The organism is Streptomyces sp. CNT360 (assembly GCF_000424785.1).
The window spans coordinates 220,795-243,903 of the sequence record NZ_KE384245.1; the positions used below are offsets into that span (position 1 = coordinate 220,795).

Consider the following 23,109-nt stretch of genomic DNA (forward strand, 5'->3'; position numbering starts at 1 on the left):
CGGCCACGGCCCGGTCCGCCCTCAGCGCGCCGGGGGCGCGCAGCGCCGCCCGGGCCCCGCGCGCCGCTTGTCCGGGGACGCGCCTTGAGCCTCTACGGTGCCCGCATGTCTGACGAAACGTCTGCTGTGACCACCGTCGCCGTTCTCGGCACCGGGACCATGGGCTCGGCCATGGCGCGCACCCTCTCCTCCGCCGGACTCGTGGTCCGCGCCTGGAACCGCACGCGCGAGCGGGCCGAGCCGCTGGCCGCCGACGGCGTCACCGTCGCACGCGACGCGGCCGAGGCGGTCCGCGGTGCCGACGCCGTCCTCACCGCCCTGTACGACGGTCCCGCTGTTCTGGCGGCCATGCGCGCCGCGGCACCGGGGCTGTCCGAGGGCACCGTGTGGCTCCAGAGCAGCACGGTCGGCCCCGACGGACTCGTGCCCCTCGCCGAGTTCGCCGCGGAACAGGGGCTGCACCTGCTGGACGCGCCCGTACTGGGCACCAGGGGCCCTGCCGAGGCCGGGGAGCTGACCGTCCTGGTGGCGGGCCCGTCCGCCCTCCGCCCGCGCGTCGCGCCCGCCCTCGACGCGATCGGCGCCGGCACCCGCTGGCTGGCGGAGGAGCCGGGCGCGGCCAGCCGGCTGAAACTCGTGCTCAACAACTGGGTGCTCACCCTCGTCAACGGCACCGCAGAGACCCTCGCGCTGGCCGAAGGCCTCGGTGCGGACCCGCACGAGGTGCTCGGCACGCTGGCTGGCGGCCCGCTGGACGTTCCCTACCTCCATGCGAAGGCCAGGTCGATCATGGAGGGGGCCTACGAGGCTGCGTTCCCGCTCTCGGGCGCCCGTAAGGACGCCGAGCTGATCTGCCGCGCGGCCCGGAAGGCGGGGGTGCGGCTGGACGCCACCCCGGCGCTCACCGAGCGGCTGCGGCGCGCCGAGGAGCAGGGCCACGGCGCGGACGACGCGGCTGCCTCGTACTTCGCCTCGTTCGAGGCCTCCGACTACGGCAGAGGCGACGCCCGCGGCTCGGCCTGAGTCCGGCCATGGCCGAGGGCGAGCTGCCTGGACGCGGAGGCGCAGGGATGGGGGAGGCGGCGCCGCATGGATGCCCATGGGCGGGGGAAACGGAGCGGAGAGATGTAAGGGGCGGCCCCCTATGGAGGCCGCCCCTTACCTGGGACCGGTGGACGCGGTGCTCAGGCCGTACGGAAGGCCAGCACCACGTTGTGGCCGCCGAAGCCGAAGGAGTTGTTCAGCGCGGCGATCCGGCCGGTGGCCGGCAGGTCGCGCGCGGTGTCGCGCACGATGTCGCCGTCGGCCTCCGGGTCCAGGTTCTCGATGTTGATCGTCGGCGGGGCCGTGCGGTGGTACAGCGCCAGCAGCGTGGCCACCGTCTCGACGCCGCCGGCCCCGCCCAGCAGGTGGCCGGTCATCGACTTGGTGGCCGAGATGCCCATGTGGTCCACCTCGTCGCCGAAGACCTTGCGCAGCGCCTTCAGCTCCGCCAGGTCGCCCTGCGGGGTGGAGGTCGCGTGCGCGTTGATGTGCATGATCTCGGCCGGGTCGAGGTCGTTGCGGGAGACCAGGTTCTGCAGTGCGCACGCGATGCCGTTGCCGGAGGGCTCCGGCTGCACGATGTCGTGGCTGTCGGCGGACACGCCCTGGCCCACGGCCTCCGCGTAGACGCGGGCGCCCCGGCGCCGGGCGTGCTCGGCCGACTCCAGGACGATCACGCCCGCGCCCTCGCCGAGCACGAAGCCGTTGCGGTCGACGTCGAAGGGGCGGGAGGCACCCTGCGGGTCCTCGTTGTTCTTCGACATCGCCATCATGTTGGCGAACGCGGCGACCGGCAGCGGGTGGATGGCGGCCTCGGTGCCGCCGGCGATCACGATGTCGGCCCGGCCGCTGCGGATCATCTCGATCGCGTAGCCGACCGCCTCCGAGCCGGAGGCGCAGGCGCTGACCGGAGTGTGCACACCGGCCCGTGCGTTGACCTCCAGGCCCACGTTGGCCGAGGGGCCGTTCGGCATCAGCATCGGCACGGTGTGCGGGGAGACGCGGCGGGCGCCCTTCTCCTTGAGCACGTCGTACTGGCCGAGCAGGGTGGTGACCCCGCCGATACCGGAGGCCACGACGGCACCGAGCCGGTCCGGGTCCACGGCGGCACCCTCGCCCGCGCGGGCGGTGAAACCGGCGTCGGCCCACGCCTGGCGGGCGGCGATCAGCGCGAACTGCGCCGAGCGGTCCAGCCGCCGCGCCTGCGGGCGGGGGATGCTCTGACCGGGGTCGACGGCGGCCCGGGCGGCGATCTGCACGGGCAGGTCGGCGGACCACTCCTCTTCGAGGTGTGCGACACCGGACCGCCCGGCGACGAGCCCTTCCCAGGTCGATGCGCTGTCGCCACCCAGCGGTGTGGTTGCGCCGATACCGGTGACGACCACGGATTCATTGGTCGCGTTCACTGGATTTCTCTCCACGGTAGGGGTGACTCGTTTGAGCCACCCGGCAGCCGGGTGGCGACAAACGCGTCAACGGGGTTTCTCTCAGCTCTGCCGCACACGGCAGGTGCGCTGCGTGCAGCAGGTGTGCTGCGTGCTGTGCTGCGTCAGGCAGCGTCAGGTGGCGTCGGGCCGTGCTGCCGCCTGCGTCAGCTCTGGTGCTCCAGGATGTAGTTGGTCGCGTCCCCGACGGTCTTGAGGTTCTTGACGTCGTCGTCCGGGATCTTCACGCCGAACTTCTCCTCGGCGGCGACGACCACCTCGACCATGGACAGCGAGTCCACGTCCAGGTCGTCGGTGAAGGACTTGTCGACCTGCACGTCCTCGGTCGGGATACCGGCGATCTCGTTGACGATCTCGGCGAGGCCCGAGACGATCTCTTCCTTGGTGGCGGCCATTGCGGCGCTCCTTCGTGTGTGCGGTGAGTCCGCAGCGCCCGACCCTGTCGTACGGGGCTGCTCGGATCTTGACTAGGGGAGGGTAACGACCGTCGCGGCGTAGGCGAGACCCGACCCGAAGCCGATGACCAGCGCGGTGTCGCCGCTCTTCGCCTTCCCCGTCGCCAGCAGCCGCTCCATCGCCAGGGGGATGGAGGCGGCCGAGGTGTTGCCCGTGGTCTCCACGTCACGGGCGACCGTGACGTGATCGGGCAGCTTGAGAGTCTTGACCATCGAGTCGATGATCCGCATGTTCGCCTGGTGCGGGATGAAGACGTCGAGGTCTTCGGCCGCGATCCCGGCGGCGTCCAGTGCCTGCTGTGCGACCTTCGCCATCTCGAAGACGGCCCACCTGAAGACCGTCTGGCCCTCCTGGCGCAGCGCGGGGAACTTCAGCGACCCGTCCGCGGCGAGCGGCAGCTGCGACACGTCGCCGACCCGGAAGTCGTCCCAGGCCACCGTCTGCGAGATGACGTCCCGCTTGTCGCCCTCCGAGCCCCAGATGGAGGGCCCGATGGCCGGTTCGTCGGAGGGGCCGACGACGACGGCACCGGCGCCGTCCCCGAACAGGAACGCCGTCGAGCGGTCCGTCAGGTCCGTCAGGTCCGAGAGCCGCTCCACGCCGACCACCAGCACGTACTCGGCGCTGCCTTCGACGACCAGGCCCTTGGCGAGGGTGAGCCCGTAACCGAAGCCCGCGCAGCCCGCGTTCACGTCGAAGGCCGCGGCCTTGTCGGTGCCCAACCGGTCGGCGATCTCCGTGGCGATGGCCGGGGTCTGCTTGAAGTGCGAGACGGTGGAGACGATGACCGCACCCACCTGCGCGGCGGCGATCCCCGCGTCCGCGACCGCCTTGCCCGCCGCCTCCAGCGTCATCTCGGCGACGGTCTCCTCCGGGCCCGCCCAGTGCCGGGTCGCGATACCCGAACGGGAGCGGATCCACTCGTCGGAGGAGTCGATGTGTTTGAGGATCTCCTCGTTCGGTACGACGCGGGTCGGACGGTATCCGCCGACACCGAGAATGCGCGCGTAGGGGGAGCCCTGCGCGGGCTTGATCTTCGCGGTCATGCTTCTCGGGACTCCTTGGAGGTCAGGCGGAGGTGTGCGCGGCGAGCAGGTCCCGCGCCGCGGCAAGGTCCTCGGGCGACTTGAGCGCGAGCCTGGCCATGTCCGGCAGGGCACGCTTGGCCAGGCCGGTCAGGGTGCCGCCGGGGCACAGCTCGATCAGCGCCGTGGCGCCGAGCTCCTGGAAGGTGTCCATGCACAGGTCCCAGCGCACCGGCGCCGAGATCTGCTGGACGAGCCGGCGCACGATCTCCGTCCCCCCGTCCACGACACGTCCGTCGTAGTTGGAGACGTAGCGGGTCAGCGGCGCAGCCGGTGTGATGCCCTCGCAGGCCGCCTCCATGGCGGGCAGGGCGCCGGCCATGTGCTCGGTGTGGAAGGCGCCGGCGACCTTCAGCGCCACGACCCGGGCCTTGTCCGGGCGGTCCTCGGCGAGGGCGGCCAACTGCTCCGCGGTACCCGCCGCCACGATCTGTCCTGCGCCGTTCATGTTGGCGGGGGTCAGCCCGAGCTTGTCCAGGTGTGCGGTCACCGCCTCCGGGTCGCCGCCGAGCACCGCCGACATGCCGGTCTCCTGTGCGGTGGCGGCCTCGGCCATCGCCGTGCCGCGGGCCCGGACCACGCGCAGCGCCTCGACCGGGGTGAGGACCCCGGTCAGCGCGGCGGCGGCCAGCTCACCCACGCTGTGTCCGGCGAACGCGCCGATGTCCGCGGCCCTGCCGGGAGCGTCCTGGGTGGGCTCGCCCTCCAGCAGCTCGTACGCCGACACCAGTGCGGTGGCGACCAGCAGCGGCTGGGCGACGGCCGTGTCACGGATCGCGTCGGCGTCGGCCTCGGTGCCGTAGTGCACCAGGTCGAGATCGATGGCGGTGGACCACTGGGCGAGCCGGTCGGCGACGCCGGGCAGTTCCAGCCAGGGGGTCAGCAGGCCGGGCTTTTGGGCACCTTGGCCGGGAGCGACGAGTACGAGCACCCTTTCACTCTCTCCTGTGGACAGCGGTTTCGGCCGGTGGGGACCGAGACGAAGAACGGTGAGGGTAATTGTGGACCCTCGACAAAAGACGCCCGTAAGCTTACGGCCGGCTGTCGGACTCGGCGAGACGCCCCAGGATCAGGGCGATACGCAGCGTGAAGGCGGAGCGCACATCCGACGGCGACCAGCCGGTGACGTCCGTCACACGTCGCAGCCGGTAGCGGACGGTGTTGGGGTGCACGAACAGCATCCGCGCGGCCCCTTCCAGACTACTGGCCTGTTCCAGATAGACGCTCAGCGTCTCCAGCAGCGCGGATCCGGCCTCCTCCAGTGGTCTGTAGATCTCCTCCACCAACAGGTTCCGCGCCACCGGGTCACCGGCCATGGCGCGCTCCGGGAGGAGATCGTCGGCCAGCACCGGGCGCGGGGCGTCGGGCCAGGCCGCACACGCTTTCAGGCCCGCCATCGCGGCCTGCGCGGAGCGTGTCGCCGCCAGCAGGTCGCCCACCACGGGGCCTGCCACCACAGGGCCCGCGGCGAACGGGCCGATCAGCGACTTGGCCGCCTTGAGGGGGTCGTCGGAGCCGCCCGCGATCACCACCAGCCGACTGCCCAGCACTCCGGTGAGGACCTGGAGCTTGGCGTGCCGGGAGGCCCGCCGGATCGCCTCGACCGTCAACTCGCTGTCCCCGTCGGGCGCGGTGCCCAGCACCACGGCGACGTGCTCGGGAGAGTTCCAGCCCAGCGCCGCGGCCCGTGAGACGGCACCCTCGTCGGCCTCCCCGGACAGGACGGCATTGACCACCAGCGACTCCAGGCGCGCGTCCCAGGCGCCGCGCGCCTCGGCCGCCTGTGCGTACACCTGCGCCGTGGCGAAGGCGATCTCCCGCGCGTACACCAGCAGCGCCTCGCGCAGCACTGCCTCGTCACCGGGCGCGGCAACCTCGTCGATGGCGGCCTCGACGACCTCGATGGTGGTACGCACCATCTCCACCGTCTGCCGCAGCGTGATCGCGCGGGTCAGCTCCCGCGGCGCCGTGCCGAAGACGTCGGTGCTGATGGCCTGCGGGGTCTCCGGGTGCCGGAACCATTCGGTGAAGGCCGCGATGCCCGCCTGCGCGACCAGGCCGATCCAGGAGCGGTTCTCCGGCGGCATCGCGCGGTACCAGGGCAGTTGCTCGTCCATGCGCGCGATGGCCGCGGCGGCGAGCTTCCCGGAGGACTGCTCCAGCCTGCGCAGGGTTGCCAGGTGCGGGTGCTGGGGTGGGTCTGTGGCTTCGGGCACGGGACAAGCCTGCCTTACCGGATGTGCGGGCCGGGCCCGGGGGCGGAGCGCGCTCGTCCATCAGCGCCCCCTCTCGCGGGCCGGCACCCTGCGGCACGTCTACGGTGGGGCCCATGGCACAGGTGGTGTGGCGGGCGGCGGACCGGTACCGGGGCGGCGCGCCGGAGGCCGGGATCGACACCCGGCACGCCTTCTCCTTCTCCGGGTTCTACGACCCCGACAACGTCGGCTTCGGGCTGCTGGTGGCCTGCAACGAGGAACGCCTCGCCCCCGGCGCCGGCTTCGAGGAACACCCGCACCGGGACGTCGAGATCGTCACCTGGGTGCTGGAGGGCGAACTGGAACACCGGGACTCGGCCGGGCACGACGCGGTGGTGCGTCCCGGAGACGTGCAGCGGCTCGGCGCGGGCAGCGGTGTGCGGCACATCGAGCGCAACGCCGGGGAAGGGCCGCTGCGTTTCGTGCAGATGTGGCTGGTGCCCGGCGCGTTCGGCACGGCACCCGAGTACGAGACCGTGCGGGGCATCGCGGACAACACGCCCTTCGCGCTGCCGCGTACCGAGGCGGTACTGCATGTGCGGCGGCCCGTCGACGGGGAACGCACGGCAGTGCCGGACGCCGCCTTCGGGTACGTCCACGTGGCGCGCGGCACCGCGGTGCTGAGCAAGGATCCCGCCTCCCAGGACGCGTCTGCCGCGAACGGGACGCTGCTGCGGGAGGGCGACGCCGCCCGGCTGACCGACCCGCGAGGATGGGAGCTGCGCGCCCAGGGAGGCGGAGCGGAACTGCTGCTGTGGGAGATGCACGCGGAGCCCCGCTACGGCTGAGCCCCGCGGCGCCGGCAGGGGTGATCAGCCGCGCAGTTCGGCCAGCACCGCGTCGGTGAACGGGGTCCACACCTCGCTCGCCCACGGGCCGAAAGCACGGTCGGTGAGGACCGCACAGGCCGCGCCCGCCTCCGGGTCCACCCACAGGAACGTGCCGGACTGGCCGAAGTGCCCGAAGGTGCGCGGCGAGGACGTCCGACCCGTCCAGTGCGGCGACTTGCCGCCACGGATCTCGAAGCCCAGCCCCCAGTCGTTCGGCTTCTGGTGGCCGTACCCGGGCAGCACGCCGTTGAGTCCGGGGAAGACGACCGAGGTGGCCTCCCGTACCGTCGAGGGGGCCAGCAGCGTGGGGGACTGGAGTTCGGCCGCGAACCGCGCCAGGTCCGCGCAGGTGGAGACCGCGTCCTTGGCAGCGGAGCCGTCCAGTGCGGTGGACGCCATCCCCAGCGGATCCAGCACACCCTCCCGCAGATACTGCGGGAACGGGATCTCGGCGGCCTTGGACAGGTGGTCGGCCAGCGTCTCGAACCCCGCGTTGGAGTAGATCCGCCGGGTGCCCGGCTCAGCTGTCGCGCGCTGCTCGTCGAAGGCCAGCCCGGAGGTGTGGGCCAGCAGATGCCGCACCGTCGATCCCTCGGGCCCGGCCGGCTCGTCCAGTTCGACGGCACCCTCCTCCAGGGCCATCAGCGCGGCGTACGCGGACAGCAGCTTGGTGACGGAGGCCAGCGCGAAACGCTGCCCCTGGGGGCCGTGCGTCCCGGCCACGCTGCCGTCCGCCCGTACGACGGCCGCCGCCGCGCTGGGCACCGGCCAGGTCTCGATCATCCGCAGGCTCTCCATGCGCACGAGCCTAACGGCAGCACTCCGGCACCGAGTTTGGCCTCCCTTTCGCCCTTGCTTGGAGCGCACTCCAACTCCGTAGCGTTCACTTGTGAGCGTGACGGAGACGAAGACGGAGAACGTGCCCACCGAGGACCCGGCCGGGCCCGCACGGTGCGCCGCAGCCGGCGGGCCCCACCCCCGGCCGGACGGACAGGACAGGTACACCATCAGCGAGGTGGCCGGCTTCACCGGCCTGTCCGCCTACACGCTGCGCTGGTACGAACGGATCGGCCTGATGCCGCATGTGGACAGGAACCACACGGGGCAGCGGCGCTTCTCCAACCGCGATCTGAACTGGCTGGAACTGGTCGGCAAACTGCGCCTCACCGGGATGCCCGTCGCCGACATGGTGCGCTACGCCGAGATGGTCCGCGAGGGCGAGCGGACCTTTGCCGAGCGCAGGGCCTTGCTGGAGGCCACCCGCAGGGACGTGCTGACGCGTATCGCGGAGCTGCGCGAGACCCTGGAGGTCCTCGACTACAAGATCGGCGTCTACTCGGGCGTTCCCGAGGCCCGGCCCGCGGCCTCCAGCGTGGCGGACGATGCGGCAGTAGGCCGGCCCGCTGCGGCGGCGGGCCGGGCTCCTGTGGCAGAGAGCGGCCCGCACGCGGAGGACAGGGGAACGTCGGTGGCTCAGACCACGGCGAGCGCGTAGAGCGCGCACAGCGCGAACACAGCGGCGAGCGCACCCGCCGCCGCGCGTGCCGCCCGGCCCGCGCGGTGCCAGGGGACCTCAAGACGGCGCGTGAAGCGGCTCAGAGCGACGAACACGAGCGCGAACAGCGGCAGCCACGCCAGCCGGGCCGCCACCCAGGCGAGCGAGTCGGGTGCCGCCGTCAGGCCGTCCACCACACCGCCCGCCCGCGCGGTGGGCACGGCCGTTGCCAGCATCGCCGTCTGGTGCCAGCACAGGATAGTCATGGCCGAAAGATTCACCGCCACCACGGGCGTCCACAGCGCCGGGCGCCGCAGCAGGCGCGCGAGGCGCCCGTGCAGCAGCACCGCGGCGCCGCACTGTGCGGCAGCCAGAGCCGGCACCAGCAGCGAGGGCGGATGCGCGTTGGTACGCGTTCGGCCGGGTACGCCCACCATGGAGGCGGGGTAGTCGAAGGCGAGCAGCAGCACGGCGAACAGCCCGACTCCTCCGGCCAGCAGCAGCCACCCGCACGCCCGCCGCAGTCGGCCCACCGCCCAGCACACACCGAGCTGGTAGGCGAACAGCCAGCCCGGCAGCAGGTTCGCCAGACCGGTCCAGGAGGGCACCTGCTGCGCGTGCGGCCCGTAGCGCAGGAAGTCGACGAGGGCCACCGTCGCCAGCAGCGGCAGCGCCGTCCAGGCGCCCCACCTGCGGGCGGCGCGCAGGCACCACGGGGTGAGCGCGGTGACGCCCGCGTAGATGCCGACGAACCACAGCGGCTGGACGACCAGCACGACTGCCGTACGCAGTGTCTGGCCGGGCACCCCCAGCGCGGCCAGCACCGGCAGCAGCGCGGCCCACACGGCGGCGACGCCCAGTACGGGCCGCCCCAGCCGTGCCAGCCGCCCCCGCAGCCACCGCGGTCGCCCCTCTTCCGCGCTCCGCCCGGTCGCACGGTGCAGCGACAGCGCGGAGGAGTACCCGCCCACCAGGAAGAAGAGCCCCAGCAGTTGCAGCAGCCAGCTCAGGGGCGCGAAGAAGTCCAGCGTCGAGAGGGGGCTCGCGTTGTGCAGTGCTCCGTCGTCGCCCAGCGTGAACCCGCCGAGCAGCCAGTGCCCCAGGGGGACCGCCAGCAACGCGAGCGCCCGTAACCCGTCCACGGCGCGGTCACGGTGGGCGGGAGTGCGCTGTTCGACGGTGCGCGTGCCGGTACGCACGGCGGTGCGGATGCGGTGCGGGAGGGAGCGTGGAAACGGTGCGGGGCAGGGCGCTGCGGGCGGTCCGGTTTCAGTGGACACGGGCGCACTCCTGCGACGAGGGTGCGCAGCGCACCGAGTCGTACGTACGCAGGGCGATGGCGGCGAAGTTGTCGCGTGAGTCGGTGCCCGGACTCAGGTAGCCGCCGTGCCCTCCGGCCTGCGAAGCGGTCACCACCCGGGCGCCGAAATCGCGCTCTGCGGGGTCGGCGCCGTGGCCCAGCCCCAGGAGCCGCACGTGGGGCACGCGGCCGATCCAGTCGCGGGGAGACCGTGCCGCCCACACCGGCACGTCGGTGTGCAGCGCGGCGACGGAGCCGGCCCGCATCCCGGGCGACCCGAAGACGACCAGCCCGGCCGCCTCTTCCCGGCTCAGCCGGGGCGCCGCCAGGCCGCAGACCACCGAGCCGTAGCTGTGGCAGAACACCGCGGGCGCGGCCACTCCGGCCCGTTCCAGCCCGTGCAGGAACCGCACCAGCCGTGGCGCACCGGCCTCCGCCAACCGCCCGGTCGCCGCGTCCGGGCCCAGCCCCACGGGAGTGGTGTAGCCGACCCACGCGACGACGGCCACCCGCGTATGCGGCGCACGTGCAGCCATCCGGTCCCGCAGCGAACCGGCCATTCCCGCGGGCTTGCCGTACCGGTTGGCGCCCCCGCCGTCGAAGGTGTCGAGGTCGATGTCGGAGCCGGGCACCACGACCGCGGTGCGTTCGGCCCGCGCGAGGTCACCGAACACCTCGGCGACCTGCCCCCGGCCGCGCGGGTCGAAGGCGAGGATCTGCCGCCCGGGTGCGAGCAGTTCCCCGCACCGCTCGGCACCACGCCGCGCCACCCGGTGGTCCTCCCGCGTACCCGAGGGAGCGACGGCCCGCTTCTCCTCCCGCACCTGCTCCTGCTTGAGCGCCACCCGGTTCGCCTGATACCGCACTCCCAAGGGGACACCGTCCAGATTCCCCACCGTCGACGGATGTCGCCGCACCAGCGCCCGGCGGTCCCCCTCGTCCAGTCCCGCGAAGAACTGCGCGACTCGTTCGGGGCTCGCGGTTGCGGGGTCCGGCAGCGTGCGCCCCAGGGAGTGGTCGGCCCGCCAGGCCGCCGCCCCCGGCGGCGGCCCGGCGGGCGGGGTCTGTGCCGTACCGCTGGTGATGCCGGTCGTCCCGGCGAGGACGGCCGCGACGAGCGGTGCGGCGAGCAGAGCGCGCATACGGCGGCGCTTCATGGCAGATCTCCTCCCGGCGCCGCGCGTCCGGTGTCTCCGGCCGGCGGCGCGGGAAGAGTGCGGGCCCGGCTGTGCCCCCGACGTCACCCCCGGGAGCCAAACCGCCGGGCGCTACGGGGGTAGGGGGGCGGTACCCGGGTACGGGACGGCCTGTCCCGAGCGGGGTGGCCTGCTGGGTCGGGAGGTGTTTCCCGGCGTCGGCTGGTGGCAGCAGGACCGGTGGCGACCAGCACGGTGGCGACCGGACACAGGGTGGCCCGGGGCGGCGAGCGGTCACCGGTGGGTGCACTGGACGCCGGGGAGCGAGCGCTGGGGACCGGGAGGGTGTCGGTGTCGGACCGGTTGTCGGCAAACCGGGAGCGGGGGCCCCAGCGCGCGGGGTTACTGCTCCCCGGGGGCGACGAGCCCCGACTCGTACGCGAAGACGACCGCCTGCGCGCGGTCCCGCAGACCGAGCTTGGCGAAGATGCGGCTCACATGGGTCTTCACCGTCTGCTCCGCGAGGACGAGGGAGGCGGCGATCTCCTGGTTGGACTGTCCGCGCGCCACCAGTTCCAGCACCTCGGTCTCGCGTTCGGTGAGTTCCGTGAGCCGGAGCTGAGGCGACGAGGCGCGCTCCTTGCGGGTGGCGGGACGCGCCGAGCGCTGCCGGGCGAACTCCGCGATGAGCCGCCGGGTCACCGAGGGCGCCAGCAGGGCCTCGCCCTCGGCGACCACGCGTACCGCGGCGATGAGGTCCGCGGGCGGCGCGTCCTTGAGGAGGAACCCGCTCGCCCCCAGCCGCAAGGCCTCGTAGACGTAGTCGTCCACGTCGAACGTGGTCAGCATCAGCACTTTGGGCCGGTGGGTGACGCCGCGCGGCGGATCGAGAAGGTGCTGTGCGGCCTCCAGACCGTTCAGGCGGGGCATCCGCACGTCCATCAGGACGACGTCGGGGTGCGCGTTGCGGCACACGTCGACGCCCGCCGCACCGTCTGCGGCCTCGCCCACGACGTCGATGTCGCTCTGCGCGGCCAGCAGCGCGGCGAAACCCGCCCGGACCATGGCCTGGTCGTCGACGATGACCACGCGGGTCACCCGGGATGCCGGATAGGTGCCGGGAGCGCCGGTGCCGTTCATGCGGAGGGTGTGTCCTTCGTGTCCGTCGTGGTGGTGCCCTGCGGGGGTTCGGCCGGGTCAACGCCTCCCGCAGCGGGAGGCGCACCTGTTGCGCGTATGCCGTCCGGCTCCGTGGCCACCCGGGGCGGTGGTCGCAGCGGCAGCCGGGCGGCGACGCGGAAGCCGCCGTCCGGCAGCGGGCCGACGTCGAGCGCCCCGCCGACCAGCCGCACCCGTTCGCGCATGCCCACCAGGCCGTGCCCGGTCCCGGCAGTCTCCAGCGGGGCACCCTGCGGCAGTGGGGAGGGCCCGTTGACGACCAGGACGGACAGGCAGGGCCCTTCGGGGCCACCCTCCCCGTCGGCCCCGTGCGCCCTGCGAACCCTCCGAGTCCTGCGGGTTTCCTTTTTCCCGCGGGTCGTCTCTTCGCGCTCCGGTGCAGTGGTCACCGAGATCCGGGTGGGCGCTCCGGGGGCGTGCCGGACCACGTTCGCCAGTGCTTCCTGGACGATGCGGTACACCGAGAGGGTGACCGTCTGGGCGGGCGCGGAGACCTCGTCCCGTCCGCCGGCCTCGCCGCTCCTGCCGCTGTCTTCCTCCGGCTGCTCGCCGTCCTCCACAGCGGGCACGTCCATGTGCAGTTCGGCGGGCACTCCGGCCCGTACGGTGGCCTCGACGAGCTGGTCCAGCTGTTCCAGCCCCGGCTGGGGCGCCCGCTCGCCCTGGGCGCTCTCGCTGCGCAGCACGCCCAGCAGGCGCCGCATCTCGGTCAGCGACTCGCGGGCCGTGGCGGCGATGGTGCCGAACTCCTCGCACGCCTGCGGCGGCATCTCCGCGATCCGGTACGGGGCGCTGTCGGCCTGGACGCTGATGACCGACATGTGGTGCGCGACGACGTCGTGCAGCTCGCGTGCGATGCGGGTGCGCTCTTCCAGCAGGGTCCGCCGGGCGCGTTCGGTCTCGCTGATGGTCTCCTGTTCGGCCAGCCGGCGCTGCGCCTCGGCACGCTCCCGCAAGGCGGCACCGAGGAGCAGCGTGGCACCGCTGAGGACGATCAGCAGGACGTTCGTCCCGTCGCTGTGCGCCGGCGAGAGGAACCCCAGGGCGAGGGAGACGACGAGGGTGGTCAGCCAGACGGCCAGCAGGGTGCGGCGGCTCTCCCGCAGGCCGAGCGCCAGGCACAGCACCAGGTAGCCCACCATCGCCATGGGCGTCCACGGCCACGGGTGGCCCGCGGTGTGGCCGGCAGCCAGCAGCATCAGCGCGCCGACGGTGTCGGCGGTGAAGATGACCCACCAGGCGTGCAGCGGCCGGGTCACGGCCAGCAGCAGCGGCGCCGCCTGTGTCACCCCCAGCACCCCGGCCCAGCTTCCTTGGAGGCCGAAGTCGTCGGAGAGGACCTGCGCGGTGGACGGCAGCAGTACGAGGGTGAAGCCGCATGCCACCACGTAGGGCAGTCGGCGCACCCACCGGGAGGAGGCGTGCGCCAGCAGGGATTCCCGGGAGGGCGCGGGGGTGGCCAGAGCCGTGCCCAGGGAGCGCAGCTCGTCGCCGAGCCGGGACACGAGGGCGTGTGTGCTCACAGTTCCGCCAGCAACTGAGCTTTCTTGGCGGTGAACTCCTCGTCGGTCAGGAGGCCGGCGTCGTGCAGCTCCCCGAGGTGACGGATGCGCTCGGCCACGTCGGCCGGATCGGAGCGCGGCGGAGGGGCCGCGGTGGCGGCCCCGCAGACGCCTTCCAGCGCCATGACGGGCTCGGCGGCGCGCACCGCCTCCAGGACCGCGGCGGCGAACGGCAGCGACTCGTAGACGGGACCGTAACCGAGGCCGAACACCACGGAGGCCGGGTCCTGGTCGGCCTCCGCGAGCACCTCGGCCCCGCGCAGGCGCAGCCGCAGGTGGCCGCTGAGCCCTTCCGGGGAGCGCCACTCGACGCCCTCCAGCTCGCCCACGGGGAAGAACTGGTCGCCTGCCTTCCACTTGGCGGTGGAGGCACCGGTCCAGAACCAGCGGAAGGCGACGACCTGGCCGTCGAAGGAGGCCTTGCCGTCGTACGCCTTGAAGCTCTGCGGTGCGGGCGGTGCGGCCACCAGGTACTGCTCGGCGGGTGTCGCGGCCCCCTCCGGCAGCACGGCGCGCAGCTCCGTCGCGTAGTAGTCGGCGAGCGTCTCGCGCTCGGCGGGCAGCACCAGGCGGTAGGGGTCGCTGCCGTCCTTGAGCTGCCCGGCTGCCGCGTCCAGCAGGGGATCGGCTCCCGGGCGGGGCACGGCACGCAGCACGACGGTGCCGCGCTTGCTGCCGGGGGCAAGCTCGACGGCGCTCAGCGCCTCGTACGGAATGCGCCGCTCTCCGAGCACCTGAAAGAGCTTGGGTGTGCGGATTCCCCGTTCGAAGCGGATGAGCACGGAGTCCGAATCGAACTCCCAGGTGGAGTGGTTTCCAGCCAGTACGTCACCCATGTGGGCCATCGTATGCGGCGGCTGCCCGCGCGTCCCCCCTCTGCTGGTCTCGGGCGCGCTACGCGCGGTGATCCGGTGCGCGGCGGCTTCCGTGAGGGGCGTGTGCTCGGGGCGGTACCGCCGCACGGCGCGGGCGTCTCAGCGCTGCTCGGCGGCACGGCGCGAGGCGGTGCCGCCCGTCGAAGCGTGCTGGTGGGAGGCGTTGTGCTCGCCTGCGGACTGCGCGGAGGTACTGCGGGCGGAGGCGCGCGGCCGGGGGATGAGGGAGCAGTCCGGGTCGGACCCGGCGCAGGTGATCTCGTCGTAGGAGCCGGTCCCGACGGCGGCCAGATTGGCGAGGCTGCGGGTGTGCGGGACGAAGTATCCGGTGTGGCCGACCGAGCCGGCGGAGGACATGCGCCGGGCGCCGAAACCGGTCGAGACCGGATCGGCTCCGTGCCCCAGGCCCCCGACATCCATGTGAGGGACGTCCGCGATCCAGTCGTCGCGGTCCCGCATGGCCCACACATGCGCTCGGGTGCCCAGCGCCGAGGCGGTGTCGGCGCGCATTCCCGGGCTGCCCGCCACGGCGATGTCGGTGACGGCGCTCGGCAGTTCGTCCGCGGCCAGACCGCAGACCACGGAGCCGTAGCTGTGGCAGACGAGCGAGACCTTGGGAGCGGACCCTGCGGAGGTGACCGGAAGTGCTCGCACGAGCCGGTTCAGTCGTACGGCGCCCTGCTGGGCGAGCTCGCCGGACGCCGCATCGACGCCGAGCCCGACGGGTGCCGTGTAGTCGGCCCATGCGATGGTCGCGGTGCGTACGCCGGATGCGCTCGTGCGCTCCTGGCGTTGCAGGGACGCCGCCATGCCGACGGGCGCCGAGTACTGCTTGGCGGACTTCTCGAAGGTCAGCAGCTCGGTGTCGACACCGGGCACGACGACGGAGACGCGCTGGGCGTGTGCCAGGTCCCCGAAGACCTCGGCGGCGTGTCCGCGGCCGGTGGGGTCGAAAGCGAGGATCTGCCGGCCGCCCTGCAGCATCGAGGCGAAGCGGTGCATCCGCTGTCCGGCGTCCTGGCGGCCCTCGTCCGTCAGCCGCTGGTCCGTCATCCGCTTGCGCTCCACCGCCCGGGCCTGCTCCAGCGCCCGGTGGTTGGCGCGGTACCGCAGGTCCAGGGGCGCACCCGCGAGGTTGCCGACCACCAGGGGGTAGCGGTGGGCGAGCGCGCGCCGCTGCGCCGTGTCGAGGGCGGCGAAGTACCGGGCGATCCGTGTCGCGGACGCGTCCGGGTCCGGCAGCGGGTGGCCCGCCACGGAGCCCTTCTCCCAGGCCAGCAGGGCAGCCGCGCGGGGGCCGTCGTCCTGGTGGTGCCTGCGCACCGCTGTCCACCCGGTCGTCACCAGCAGGACGAGGACGACCGCGAGGGCGAGCAGCGCCCGCCAGCCCGCGCTGCCCGGGGCTCCCGACGGGGGGAGTCCTGATCCGGACAACGGGTTGCCGAACGCGGAGAAGTAAGTCACTGGGGCGACACCTTAAAAGATGCCTGCCGGGAGACCGGACCCACACCGGCTCCGGGTGAGTCATCTCACGTTTCATAACGGGTGTTCGGGCAGTGCGGCTGATCTCCATGGGAAAGCGGTCACCCTGCGCAACTAAGAGAGGCAGAGCCGCGGTGCCGTGACGGGGAGGCTCACGCAGTCGCACCGGACGGCTCTCGCAGCCCCGGACGGACGGATGCCGGGAGCCGTTGCAGGGGAAGGCCGTCGAGGGAAGGGCTACGCGCGGTGCGGTCGGCCCCAGTCGGCGGTGAGGGCGGGGCCCAGTTGCGCCACGTACTCGCGGGTGACCTCGCGCGCGGTCTCCAGGGACGCGCCGTCGCGCATGCCCCACTGCCGGGCTGCCGCACGCATCACTCCGGTGAATGCCGCCACCAGGACGCGGGGCCGCGAATCCGTCTGCGGGTCCACTCCCGTACGCCGGGCGATCTCCTGGACGAGCTTCTCCTCCATCAGCAGCGAATGCCGCAGGTGTGCGGCCAGCAAGGAGGGTGTCGTCTCGACGACCTGGCACATCTTCAGGTGCAGGTCCAGCGGGACGACCTCCTCGACGGAGCTGCCGACGGCGTCCCAGACGTCGTCGAGGGTGCGCCGCAGGAACTCCAGCGGCGGCTGGTCCCACGGGCTGTCGGACACCGCCTCGTAGAAACACGCCTCGACCATGTCCTGTACGAAGAGCGCGACTTCCTCCTTGTTGGCGAAGTAGCGGAAGAAGGTGCGCTGGGAGACATCGACGGCTTCGGCGATCTGGTCGACGGTGGTGCTGTCGTACCCCTGCGTGACGAAGAGTTCGTGGGCCGCCACCACCAGGGCGTCCCGTGTGCGCTGTTTCTTCCGTTCACGCAGACCCGTCAAGGACCCTTCCTCTCCTGTGCCGGACTTCCACTGCCGTGCCGGACTCCGGCGGTCCGCTCACGATACGTGAGCGCGGATTGACATTTACCGGCTAATAATTTGGTTTGTCAATTGTCAGCGGCTGTCATTAGTCTCGCGCCCATGAGCACCCAGACCAGCACCGTCGCGCACGGCGCGCCGGATCCAGCAGGCCCCGAAGGCGGAGGGGCAAGCACCCGAAAGGGGCTGCGCGGGCATCCGTGGCTGACCCTCGTCACCGTCGCCTTCGGCGTCACCATGGTCGCCCTCGACGGCACCATCGTCGCCATCGCCAACCCCGCCATCCAAAAGGACCTGGGCGCTTCGCTGTCCGACGTCCAGTGGATCACCAACGGCTACCTGCTTGCGCTCGCCGTCGCGCTGATCACCGCCGGCAAGCTCGGTGACCGCTTCGGCCACCGCCAGACCTTCCTCGTCGGCGTCGTCGGCTTCGCCGCCGCCTCCGCGGTCATCGGCATCTCCGGCAGTGTGGGGCTCGTCGTCACCTTCCGCGTGTTCCAGGGCATATTCGGGGCGCTGCTGATGCCTGCGGCCCTCGGTCTGCTGCGTGCCTCGTTCCCGGCCGAGCGGCTGAACGCGGCCATCGGCATCTGGGGCGCGGTCATCGGCGCCTCCACGGCTGCCGGTCCCATCGTCGGCGGTCTGCTGGTCGAGCACGTCAACTGGGAATCCGTCTTCTTCATCAACATCCCCGTCGGCGCTCTCGCCCTGGTGATGGGTCTGCTGCTCCTGCTCGACCGGCGCGCGGAGAACGCTCCCCGCTCCTTCGACCTGCCCGGCGTGGTCCTGCTCTCCGTGGCGATGTTCTGCCTCGTCTGGGCCATCATCAAGGCCCCGGAGTGGCACTGGGGCGACCCCAAGACGATCGGCTTCCTGGCTGTCTCGCTGCTGGCGTTCGTCGCCTTCGGCTTCTGGGAGACCCGCGCCACGGAACCGCTCCTGCCCATGAGCCTGTTCCGTTCCGTCCCGCTGACCGCAGGAACCGTGCTGATGGTGCTCATGGCCTTCGGCTTCATGGGCGGCATCTTCTTCGTCACCTTCTACCTGCAGAACGTCAACGGCCTCTCCCCGGTGGACAGCGGACTGCGGCTGCTGCCGCTGACGGCCATGATGATCGTGGCCTCGCCGGTGGCGGGCGCCGTCATCACGAAGCTGGGCCCGCGCATCCCGCTGGTCGCCGCCATGGTGCTGGCCGCCGTCGCGATGTTCGGCCTCTCCACGCTGGACGCCGACAGCGGCATGGGCATCACCTCGGTCTGGTTCGCCGTCCTCGGCCTGGGGCTCGCACCCGTCATGGTCGGCGCCACCGAGGTGATCGTCGGCAACGCGCCGCTTCAGCACGCAGGTGTCGCCGGCGGCCTCCAGCAGGCCGCCATGCAGGTCGGCGGCAGTCTGGGCACGGCCGTGCTCGGCGCCGTGATGGCCTCCCGCGTGGGCAGCGAACTGCCGCAGAAGTGGGCCGAGGCCAAGCTGCCGCCCCTCCCCGCGCAGCAGGAGGCGGGCTTGAAGAAGGCCGCCGAGGTGGGCCTGGCCCCGCCCGCGCCCAAGGGCACCCCCGCGCGGATGACCGAGGCGATCGAGCACGTGGTGCACGACTCCTTCATCTCCGGCATGGGTCTCGCCTTCATCTGCGCCGGCATCGTCTCGGTGCTCGCTGCCGGTGTCGCGATCTTCACCTCCCGCGGCTCGAACGACGCGGGGCCTTCGGTCCACATCTGACGCCGTACCCGGCCGCCGCGAAGGCCACCGTCACCGCCACGCCCCGCACCTCCCGGTGCGGGGCGTCGTGCAGTGGTGCGGGCGCGCTGCTGACGCGGCGGTACGGGGAGGACGTGGCGGCCCGCGTTCGACGGGAGAGCTCGCACGGGGCGCCCGGGGGCTTGGTGACGGGGCGCCTCGCGTGTGAGGTGCGCTCAGCGTCTCGGCGCGGGTGCGTTAGCGGTCTGACAGGGCTGCCCGGTGGGGCGTGGCGGCGTCCCGGTGGGTCGAGGACGGTGGACAACTCAGGGGTTGTGGATAACTCCGCCACCTGTCCTGGTGAACCGGGCCGTTTGCTCTTGGCGGCCTCTCCGCGGTGCCCACATGCTGATCACACGCCGGGCGATCGGATGCCCGGCCATGAGGGGGGGAGTGGTCAGCATGCGAGGCATGCGCGAAGTGCGGGGTACGCACAGTGGGCGGGGCGCACAGGACGTGCGGGGCCCGAAGAGTTGGCCAGGCCTGACGGGCCGAGGCGGTCTCAGGACGAGGGCGGTCGCGGTGACCGCCGCTGCGCTGGCGGTGGCCGCTCTCACGGCGGCCGCCCAACCGATCGGCGCGGTGCCGACGGTGGCGAAGGCGCCCGACACCAGGGCGGCCGACACCAGGGCGGCCGATGCCAAGGCCGCCGACAGCAAGGCCGCTCACGCGAAGGCGTCCTCCGCGCGGTCGTCGGCGGCACCGGACCGGCGGAGCGCGCGTCAGGAACTGGGTAAGTGCGGGACGGGCGAGCTGTGCCTGTGGGGCGGAACCCGCTTCCACGGCAAGCAGCAGACCTACGAACTGCGCAAGGTCGACATCGAAAGCTGCACACCGCTGCCGGGCGGGGCCGCTGCCACCTCGGCGGCCAACCGCACGGGCCGCCCGGTCACGCTCTACCAGAGCGAGGAGTGCGCGGAGACGGCGGAGTTCAACACCTACCCGTCGGGCTCCTGGACGCCGGAACTGCCGTACAAGGCACGCGCGTTCAAGGTCTGGGAACACTGAGATGCGCCCCGCGCGCACGCGGAACCCGGCGGGTGCCGCCGCTCCGCACCTGCGTGCGGCCGGGTGCCGTCCCGTGGCGGGAGGCACCCGGCCGCACGGCCGGAACCGCTTCAGGTGGTGGCACCGCAAGCGGGCCGGCACCCGGCATCGGGAAGCCGGCTCAGGCGTCGCCGCCGGCCGTGCCCGGATCCGCCGCCACCTCCAGCAGCCGGTACCGGTCGATGGCCTGCTTGAGGGCGGAGCGGTCGACCTTCCCTTCCCTGGCCAGCTCGGTCAGCACCCCCAGCACGATCGACTGGGCGTCGATGTGGAAGAAGCGCCGCGCCGCACCACGGGTGTCGGCGAAGCCGAACCCGTCCGCACCCAGCGACTGGTAGGTGCCCGGCACCCAGCGGGCGATCTGGTCCGGCACGCCCCGCATCCAGTCGGAGACCGCGACCTTGGGCCCCTCGGCGCCCTGCAGCGCGCGGGTGACATAGGGGACGCCCTGCTCCTCCTCCGGGTGCAGCAGATTGTGCTCCTCGATGGCGACCGCGTCGCGCCGCAGTTCGTTCCACGACGTGGCCGACCACACGTCGGCCTTCACGTCCCACTCGTCGGCCAGGACGCGCTGCGCCTCCAGCGCCCAGGGCATGGCCACGCCCGAGGCGAGGATCTGCGCGGCATGGGAGCCCCGCTCGCCCGCCCGGTAGCGGTAGAGCCCCTTGAGGATGCCCTCCACGTCCACGTTCTCCGGCTCGGCCGGCTGCTGGATCGGCTCGTTGTAGACGGTCAGGTAGTAGAAGACGTCCTCGCCCTGCGGATGCTCCTCGCTGGAGCCGTACATCCGCCGCAACCCGTCCTGGACGATGTGGGCGATCTCGAAGCCGAACGCCGGGTCGTAGGCAACCACCGCCGGGTTGGTCGAGGCCAGCAGCTGCGAGTGACCGTCGGCGTGCTGCAGGCCCTCGCCGGTGAGGGTGGTGCGACCGGCGGTGGCACCCAGCACGAAGCCGCGGGCGAGCTGGTCACCCATCTGCCAGAACTGGTCACCGGTCCGCTGGAAACCGAACATCGAGTAGAAGACGTAGATCGGGATGAGCGGCTCGCCGTGGGTGGCATAGGCCGACCCTGCGGCGATGGCCGCCGCGGTGCAGCCCGCCTCGGAGATGCCGTCGTGCAGCATCTGACCGGTGGGCGACTCCTTGTAGGCGAGCAGCAGTTCGCGGTCCACGGACTCGTAGAGCTGCCCCAGCGGGTTGTAGATCTTCGCCGAGGGGAAGAAGGAGTCCATTCCGAACGTGCGGTACTCGTCCGGCGCGATCGGCACGAACCGTTTGCCGATCTCCTTGTCGCGCATCAGGTCCTTCAACAGCCGTACGAACGCCATCGTGGTGGCGATCTGCTGCTGACCGGACCCCTTCTTCAGGGTCGCGTAGGCCTTGTCGTCCGGAAGCCTCAGCGGCTTGGCGCGGTTGATCCGCGTAGGCACGTAGCCACCGCACTCCTTGCGGCGGTCGTGCATGTACTGGATCTCCTCCGAGTCGCGGCCCGGGTGGTAATAGGGCGGCAGCCCGGACTCCAGCTCCTTGTCGGGGATCGGCAGGTGCAGCCGGTCGCGGAAGCCCTTGAGATCGTCGACCGTCAGCTTCTTCATCTGGTGCGTGGCGTTGCGGCCCTCGAAGTTGGGGCCCAGCGTCCATCCCTTGATCGTCTGCGCCAGGATGACGGTCGGCTGTCCCTTGTGCTCGGCCGCGGCCTTGTAGGCGGCATAGACCTTGCGGTGGTCGTGGCCGCCGCGGCCCAGGTGCAGCAGCTGATCGTCGGTCATGTTCTCGACCATCGTGCGCAGCCGCTGGTCACCGCCGAAGAAGTGCTCGCGGATGTAGGCGCCGCTCTCCGTGGCGTACGTCTGGAACTGGCCGTCGGGAGTGGTGTTGAGCTTGTTGACCAGCACACCGTCCCGGTCCTGGGCCAGCAGCGGGTCCCAGGAGCGGTCCCACACCAGCTTGATCACGTTCCAGCCCGCGCCCCGGAAATAGGACTCCAGCTCCTGCATGACCTTGCCGTTGCCGCGGACGGGCCCGTCGAGGCGCTGAAGGTTGCAGTTGATGACGAAGGTGAGGTTGTCCAACCCCTCCCGGGCCGGCAGGGAGAGCTGGCCGAGCGACTCGGGCTCGTCCATCTCGCCGTCACCGAGAAACGCCCACACCCGCGACTTGGAGGTGTCGGCGATGCCCCTCGCCTCCATGTAGCGGTTCATCCGCGCCTGGTGGATGGCGCCGATCGGACCGAGCCCCATGGAGACGGTGGGGAACTCCCAGAAGTCCGGCATCGAGCGCGGATGCGGATAGCTGGAGAGCCCGTTCGGGCCCTTGCTCTTCTCCTGCCGGAACCCGTCCAGCTGCTCCTCGGTGAGCCGGTCGAGCAGGTAGGCGCGGGCATAGATGCCGGGGGAGGCGTGCCCCTGGAAGAAGACCTGGTCGCCGCCGTCCCCCTCGTCCTTGCCCCGGAAGAAGTGGTTGAAGCCCACGTCGTAGAGCGAGGCGGAGGAGGCGAAGGTGGCGATGTGGCCGCCGACGCCGATGCCGGGCCGTTGGGCGCGCGAGACCATGACGGCCGCGTTCCAGCGGGTCGCGTTGAGGACCTTGCGCTCGATCTCCTCGTTACCGGGGAAGAAGGGCTCGTCCTTGGTCGCGATGGTGTTGACGTAGTCCGTGCTGCGCATCTCCGGCACGGACACCCGCTGCTCGCGGGCGCGCTCGATGAGCCGGAGCATGAGGTAGCGGGCGCGTTCCCGGCCACGCTCGTCGACGGCTGCGTCGAGCGAGTCGAGCCACTCCTGCGTCTCTTCGGGGTCGAAGTCCGGGACCTGGCTGGGAAGGCCGCCAATGATGATCGGGGTGCGATCGGATCCGGAAGCCACGCTGTTCCTTCGCTGTGTGGGTCGGGTGGTGCTCTGCGAGCTGGACGGCGGCGCACACCGTGCTCTCCTGCCGGAGGGAGCCTCGCGGCGCCTCCATCGTGTACCGCCGGTGCTGTGACGTCATCTGTACCGAGTGGTAACCCGGCTCGTCGTCGAAGTAGGCGAAGGCCGGGCTGCACGGAGGTGACGAGACGGGTGAAACCGTCACCTTACGCCCCGCGGGGTTGCGGGCCCGCTCTCCGCTCCCACCACCCCAAACGTTCGTTCGGCCCCGGGTGCATCCCCTACGGCTCCCCCGCCTCAGCCGGGGCAAACCTGGCGGATCGCGGCGTCCGCAATGTGGCCTGAACCACTCTCGATCAGGCATTGTGGGATGAGACGTCAACGTTTGGGCGGGATCGAC

The 23,109-nt window shown here is 72.0% G+C and carries 19 protein-coding genes; 5 read left to right on the top strand and 14 right to left on the bottom strand.

The window, feature by feature from the left end:
• Window positions 1-105: 105 nt before the first annotated feature.
• Window positions 106-1,023: an NAD(P)-dependent oxidoreductase gene (locus tag H297_RS0130285; RefSeq protein ID WP_027740117.1), complete on the top strand. Its 918-nt coding sequence runs from the start codon at window positions 106-108 to the stop codon at window positions 1,021-1,023.
• 161 nt (window positions 1,024-1,184) lie between these two features.
• Here the strand turns inward: H297_RS0130285 and H297_RS0130290 are convergent, their stop codons facing one another.
• The 5 genes from H297_RS0130290 to H297_RS0130310 form a co-directional block, all read right to left on the bottom strand.
• A complete protein-coding gene (locus tag H297_RS0130290; RefSeq protein ID WP_027740118.1) occupies window positions 1,185-2,450 on the bottom strand; it encodes a beta-ketoacyl-[acyl-carrier-protein] synthase family protein in 1,266 nt (421 codons plus the stop codon).
• A gap of 185 nt (window positions 2,451-2,635) precedes the next feature.
• Window positions 2,636-2,884 carry an acyl carrier protein gene (locus tag H297_RS0130295; RefSeq protein WP_027740119.1) on the bottom strand — a complete coding sequence of 83 codons (249 nt, stop codon included), beginning with the start codon at window positions 2,882-2,884 and terminating at the stop codon, window positions 2,636-2,638.
• Between the two features lie 72 nt (window positions 2,885-2,956).
• Window positions 2,957-3,991 (bottom strand): ketoacyl-ACP synthase III, encoded by a 1,035-nt coding sequence (locus H297_RS0130300; protein WP_027740120.1) that lies wholly within the window; start codon window positions 3,989-3,991, stop codon window positions 2,957-2,959.
• A 22-nt stretch (window positions 3,992-4,013) separates the two neighbouring features.
• Complete coding sequence (locus H297_RS0130305; RefSeq protein WP_027740121.1) at window positions 4,014-4,961, bottom strand: ACP S-malonyltransferase; 948 nt, start codon at window positions 4,959-4,961, stop codon at window positions 4,014-4,016.
• 100 nt (window positions 4,962-5,061) lie between these two features.
• On the bottom strand, window positions 5,062-6,246 hold the full coding sequence (locus H297_RS0130310) for a helix-turn-helix domain-containing protein (protein WP_027740122.1): 1,185 nt from the start codon (window positions 6,244-6,246) through the stop codon (window positions 5,062-5,064).
• 113 nt (window positions 6,247-6,359) lie between these two features.
• Between H297_RS0130310 and H297_RS0130315 the strand changes: the two genes are divergently transcribed.
• Window positions 6,360-7,073, top strand: a complete 714-nt coding sequence (locus tag H297_RS0130315; protein WP_027740123.1) for a pirin family protein — start codon at window positions 6,360-6,362, stop codon at window positions 7,071-7,073.
• Window positions 7,074-7,097: 24 nt separating this feature from the next.
• Here H297_RS0130315 and H297_RS0130320 read toward each other — a convergent pair whose 3' ends face one another.
• Entirely contained in the window at window positions 7,098-7,913 is an 816-nt protein-coding gene (locus H297_RS0130320; protein WP_027740124.1) for a serine hydrolase domain-containing protein, read from the bottom strand.
• A gap of 121 nt (window positions 7,914-8,034) precedes the next feature.
• Between H297_RS0130320 and H297_RS39220 the strand changes: the two genes are divergently transcribed.
• Window positions 8,035-8,610, top strand: coding sequence for a MerR family transcriptional regulator (locus tag H297_RS39220; protein ID WP_051352317.1), 576 nt, complete (start codon window positions 8,035-8,037; stop codon window positions 8,608-8,610).
• On the opposite strand, the gene H297_RS0130330 is transcribed toward H297_RS39220, so the two are convergent.
• From H297_RS0130330 to H297_RS0130360, 7 genes are all read right to left on the bottom strand, one after another.
• A complete protein-coding gene (locus H297_RS0130330; RefSeq protein WP_027740125.1) occupies window positions 8,589-9,821 on the bottom strand; it encodes an acyltransferase family protein in 1,233 nt (410 codons plus the stop codon). The two genes, H297_RS39220 and H297_RS0130330, sit on opposite strands and share 22 nt — an antisense overlap.
• Before the next feature lie 58 nt (window positions 9,822-9,879).
• On the bottom strand, window positions 9,880-11,067 hold the full coding sequence (locus tag H297_RS0130335; RefSeq protein WP_027740126.1) for an alpha/beta hydrolase: 1,188 nt from the start codon (window positions 11,065-11,067) through the stop codon (window positions 9,880-9,882).
• Window positions 11,068-11,448: 381 nt separating this feature from the next.
• On the bottom strand, window positions 11,449-12,186 hold the full coding sequence (locus tag H297_RS0130340) for a response regulator transcription factor (protein WP_051352295.1): 738 nt from the start codon (window positions 12,184-12,186) through the stop codon (window positions 11,449-11,451).
• Complete coding sequence (locus tag H297_RS39225) at window positions 12,183-13,748, bottom strand: histidine kinase (protein WP_078514832.1); 1,566 nt, start codon at window positions 13,746-13,748, stop codon at window positions 12,183-12,185. The genes H297_RS0130340 and H297_RS39225 overlap by 4 nt, the downstream gene beginning before the upstream one ends.
• Window positions 13,745-14,623 carry a DUF4429 domain-containing protein gene (locus H297_RS0130350; RefSeq protein ID WP_027740128.1) on the bottom strand — a complete coding sequence of 293 codons (879 nt, stop codon included), beginning with the start codon at window positions 14,621-14,623 and terminating at the stop codon, window positions 13,745-13,747. Before H297_RS0130350 ends, H297_RS39225 begins: the two co-directional genes overlap by 4 nt.
• Before the next feature lie 138 nt (window positions 14,624-14,761).
• Complete coding sequence (locus tag H297_RS39230) at window positions 14,762-16,126, bottom strand: alpha/beta hydrolase (protein WP_078514834.1); 1,365 nt, start codon at window positions 16,124-16,126, stop codon at window positions 14,762-14,764.
• A 255-nt stretch (window positions 16,127-16,381) separates the two neighbouring features.
• Entirely contained in the window at window positions 16,382-17,017 is a 636-nt protein-coding gene (locus H297_RS0130360; RefSeq protein ID WP_027740129.1) for a TetR family transcriptional regulator, read from the bottom strand.
• Window positions 17,018-17,158: 141 nt separating this feature from the next.
• Between H297_RS0130360 and H297_RS0130365 the strand changes: the two genes are divergently transcribed.
• Window positions 17,159-18,775 (top strand): MFS transporter, encoded by a 1,617-nt coding sequence (locus tag H297_RS0130365; RefSeq protein WP_027740130.1) that lies wholly within the window; start codon window positions 17,159-17,161, stop codon window positions 18,773-18,775.
• A gap of 540 nt (window positions 18,776-19,315) precedes the next feature.
• Window positions 19,316-19,801, top strand: coding sequence for a peptidase inhibitor family I36 protein (locus H297_RS0130370; RefSeq protein ID WP_027740131.1), 486 nt, complete (start codon window positions 19,316-19,318; stop codon window positions 19,799-19,801).
• 160 nt (window positions 19,802-19,961) lie between these two features.
• Here H297_RS0130370 and aceE read toward each other — a convergent pair whose 3' ends face one another.
• On the bottom strand, window positions 19,962-22,706 hold the full coding sequence (gene aceE / locus H297_RS0130375; RefSeq protein ID WP_027740132.1) for a pyruvate dehydrogenase (acetyl-transferring), homodimeric type: 2,745 nt from the start codon (window positions 22,704-22,706) through the stop codon (window positions 19,962-19,964).
• Window positions 22,707-23,109: the final 403 nt, after the last annotated feature.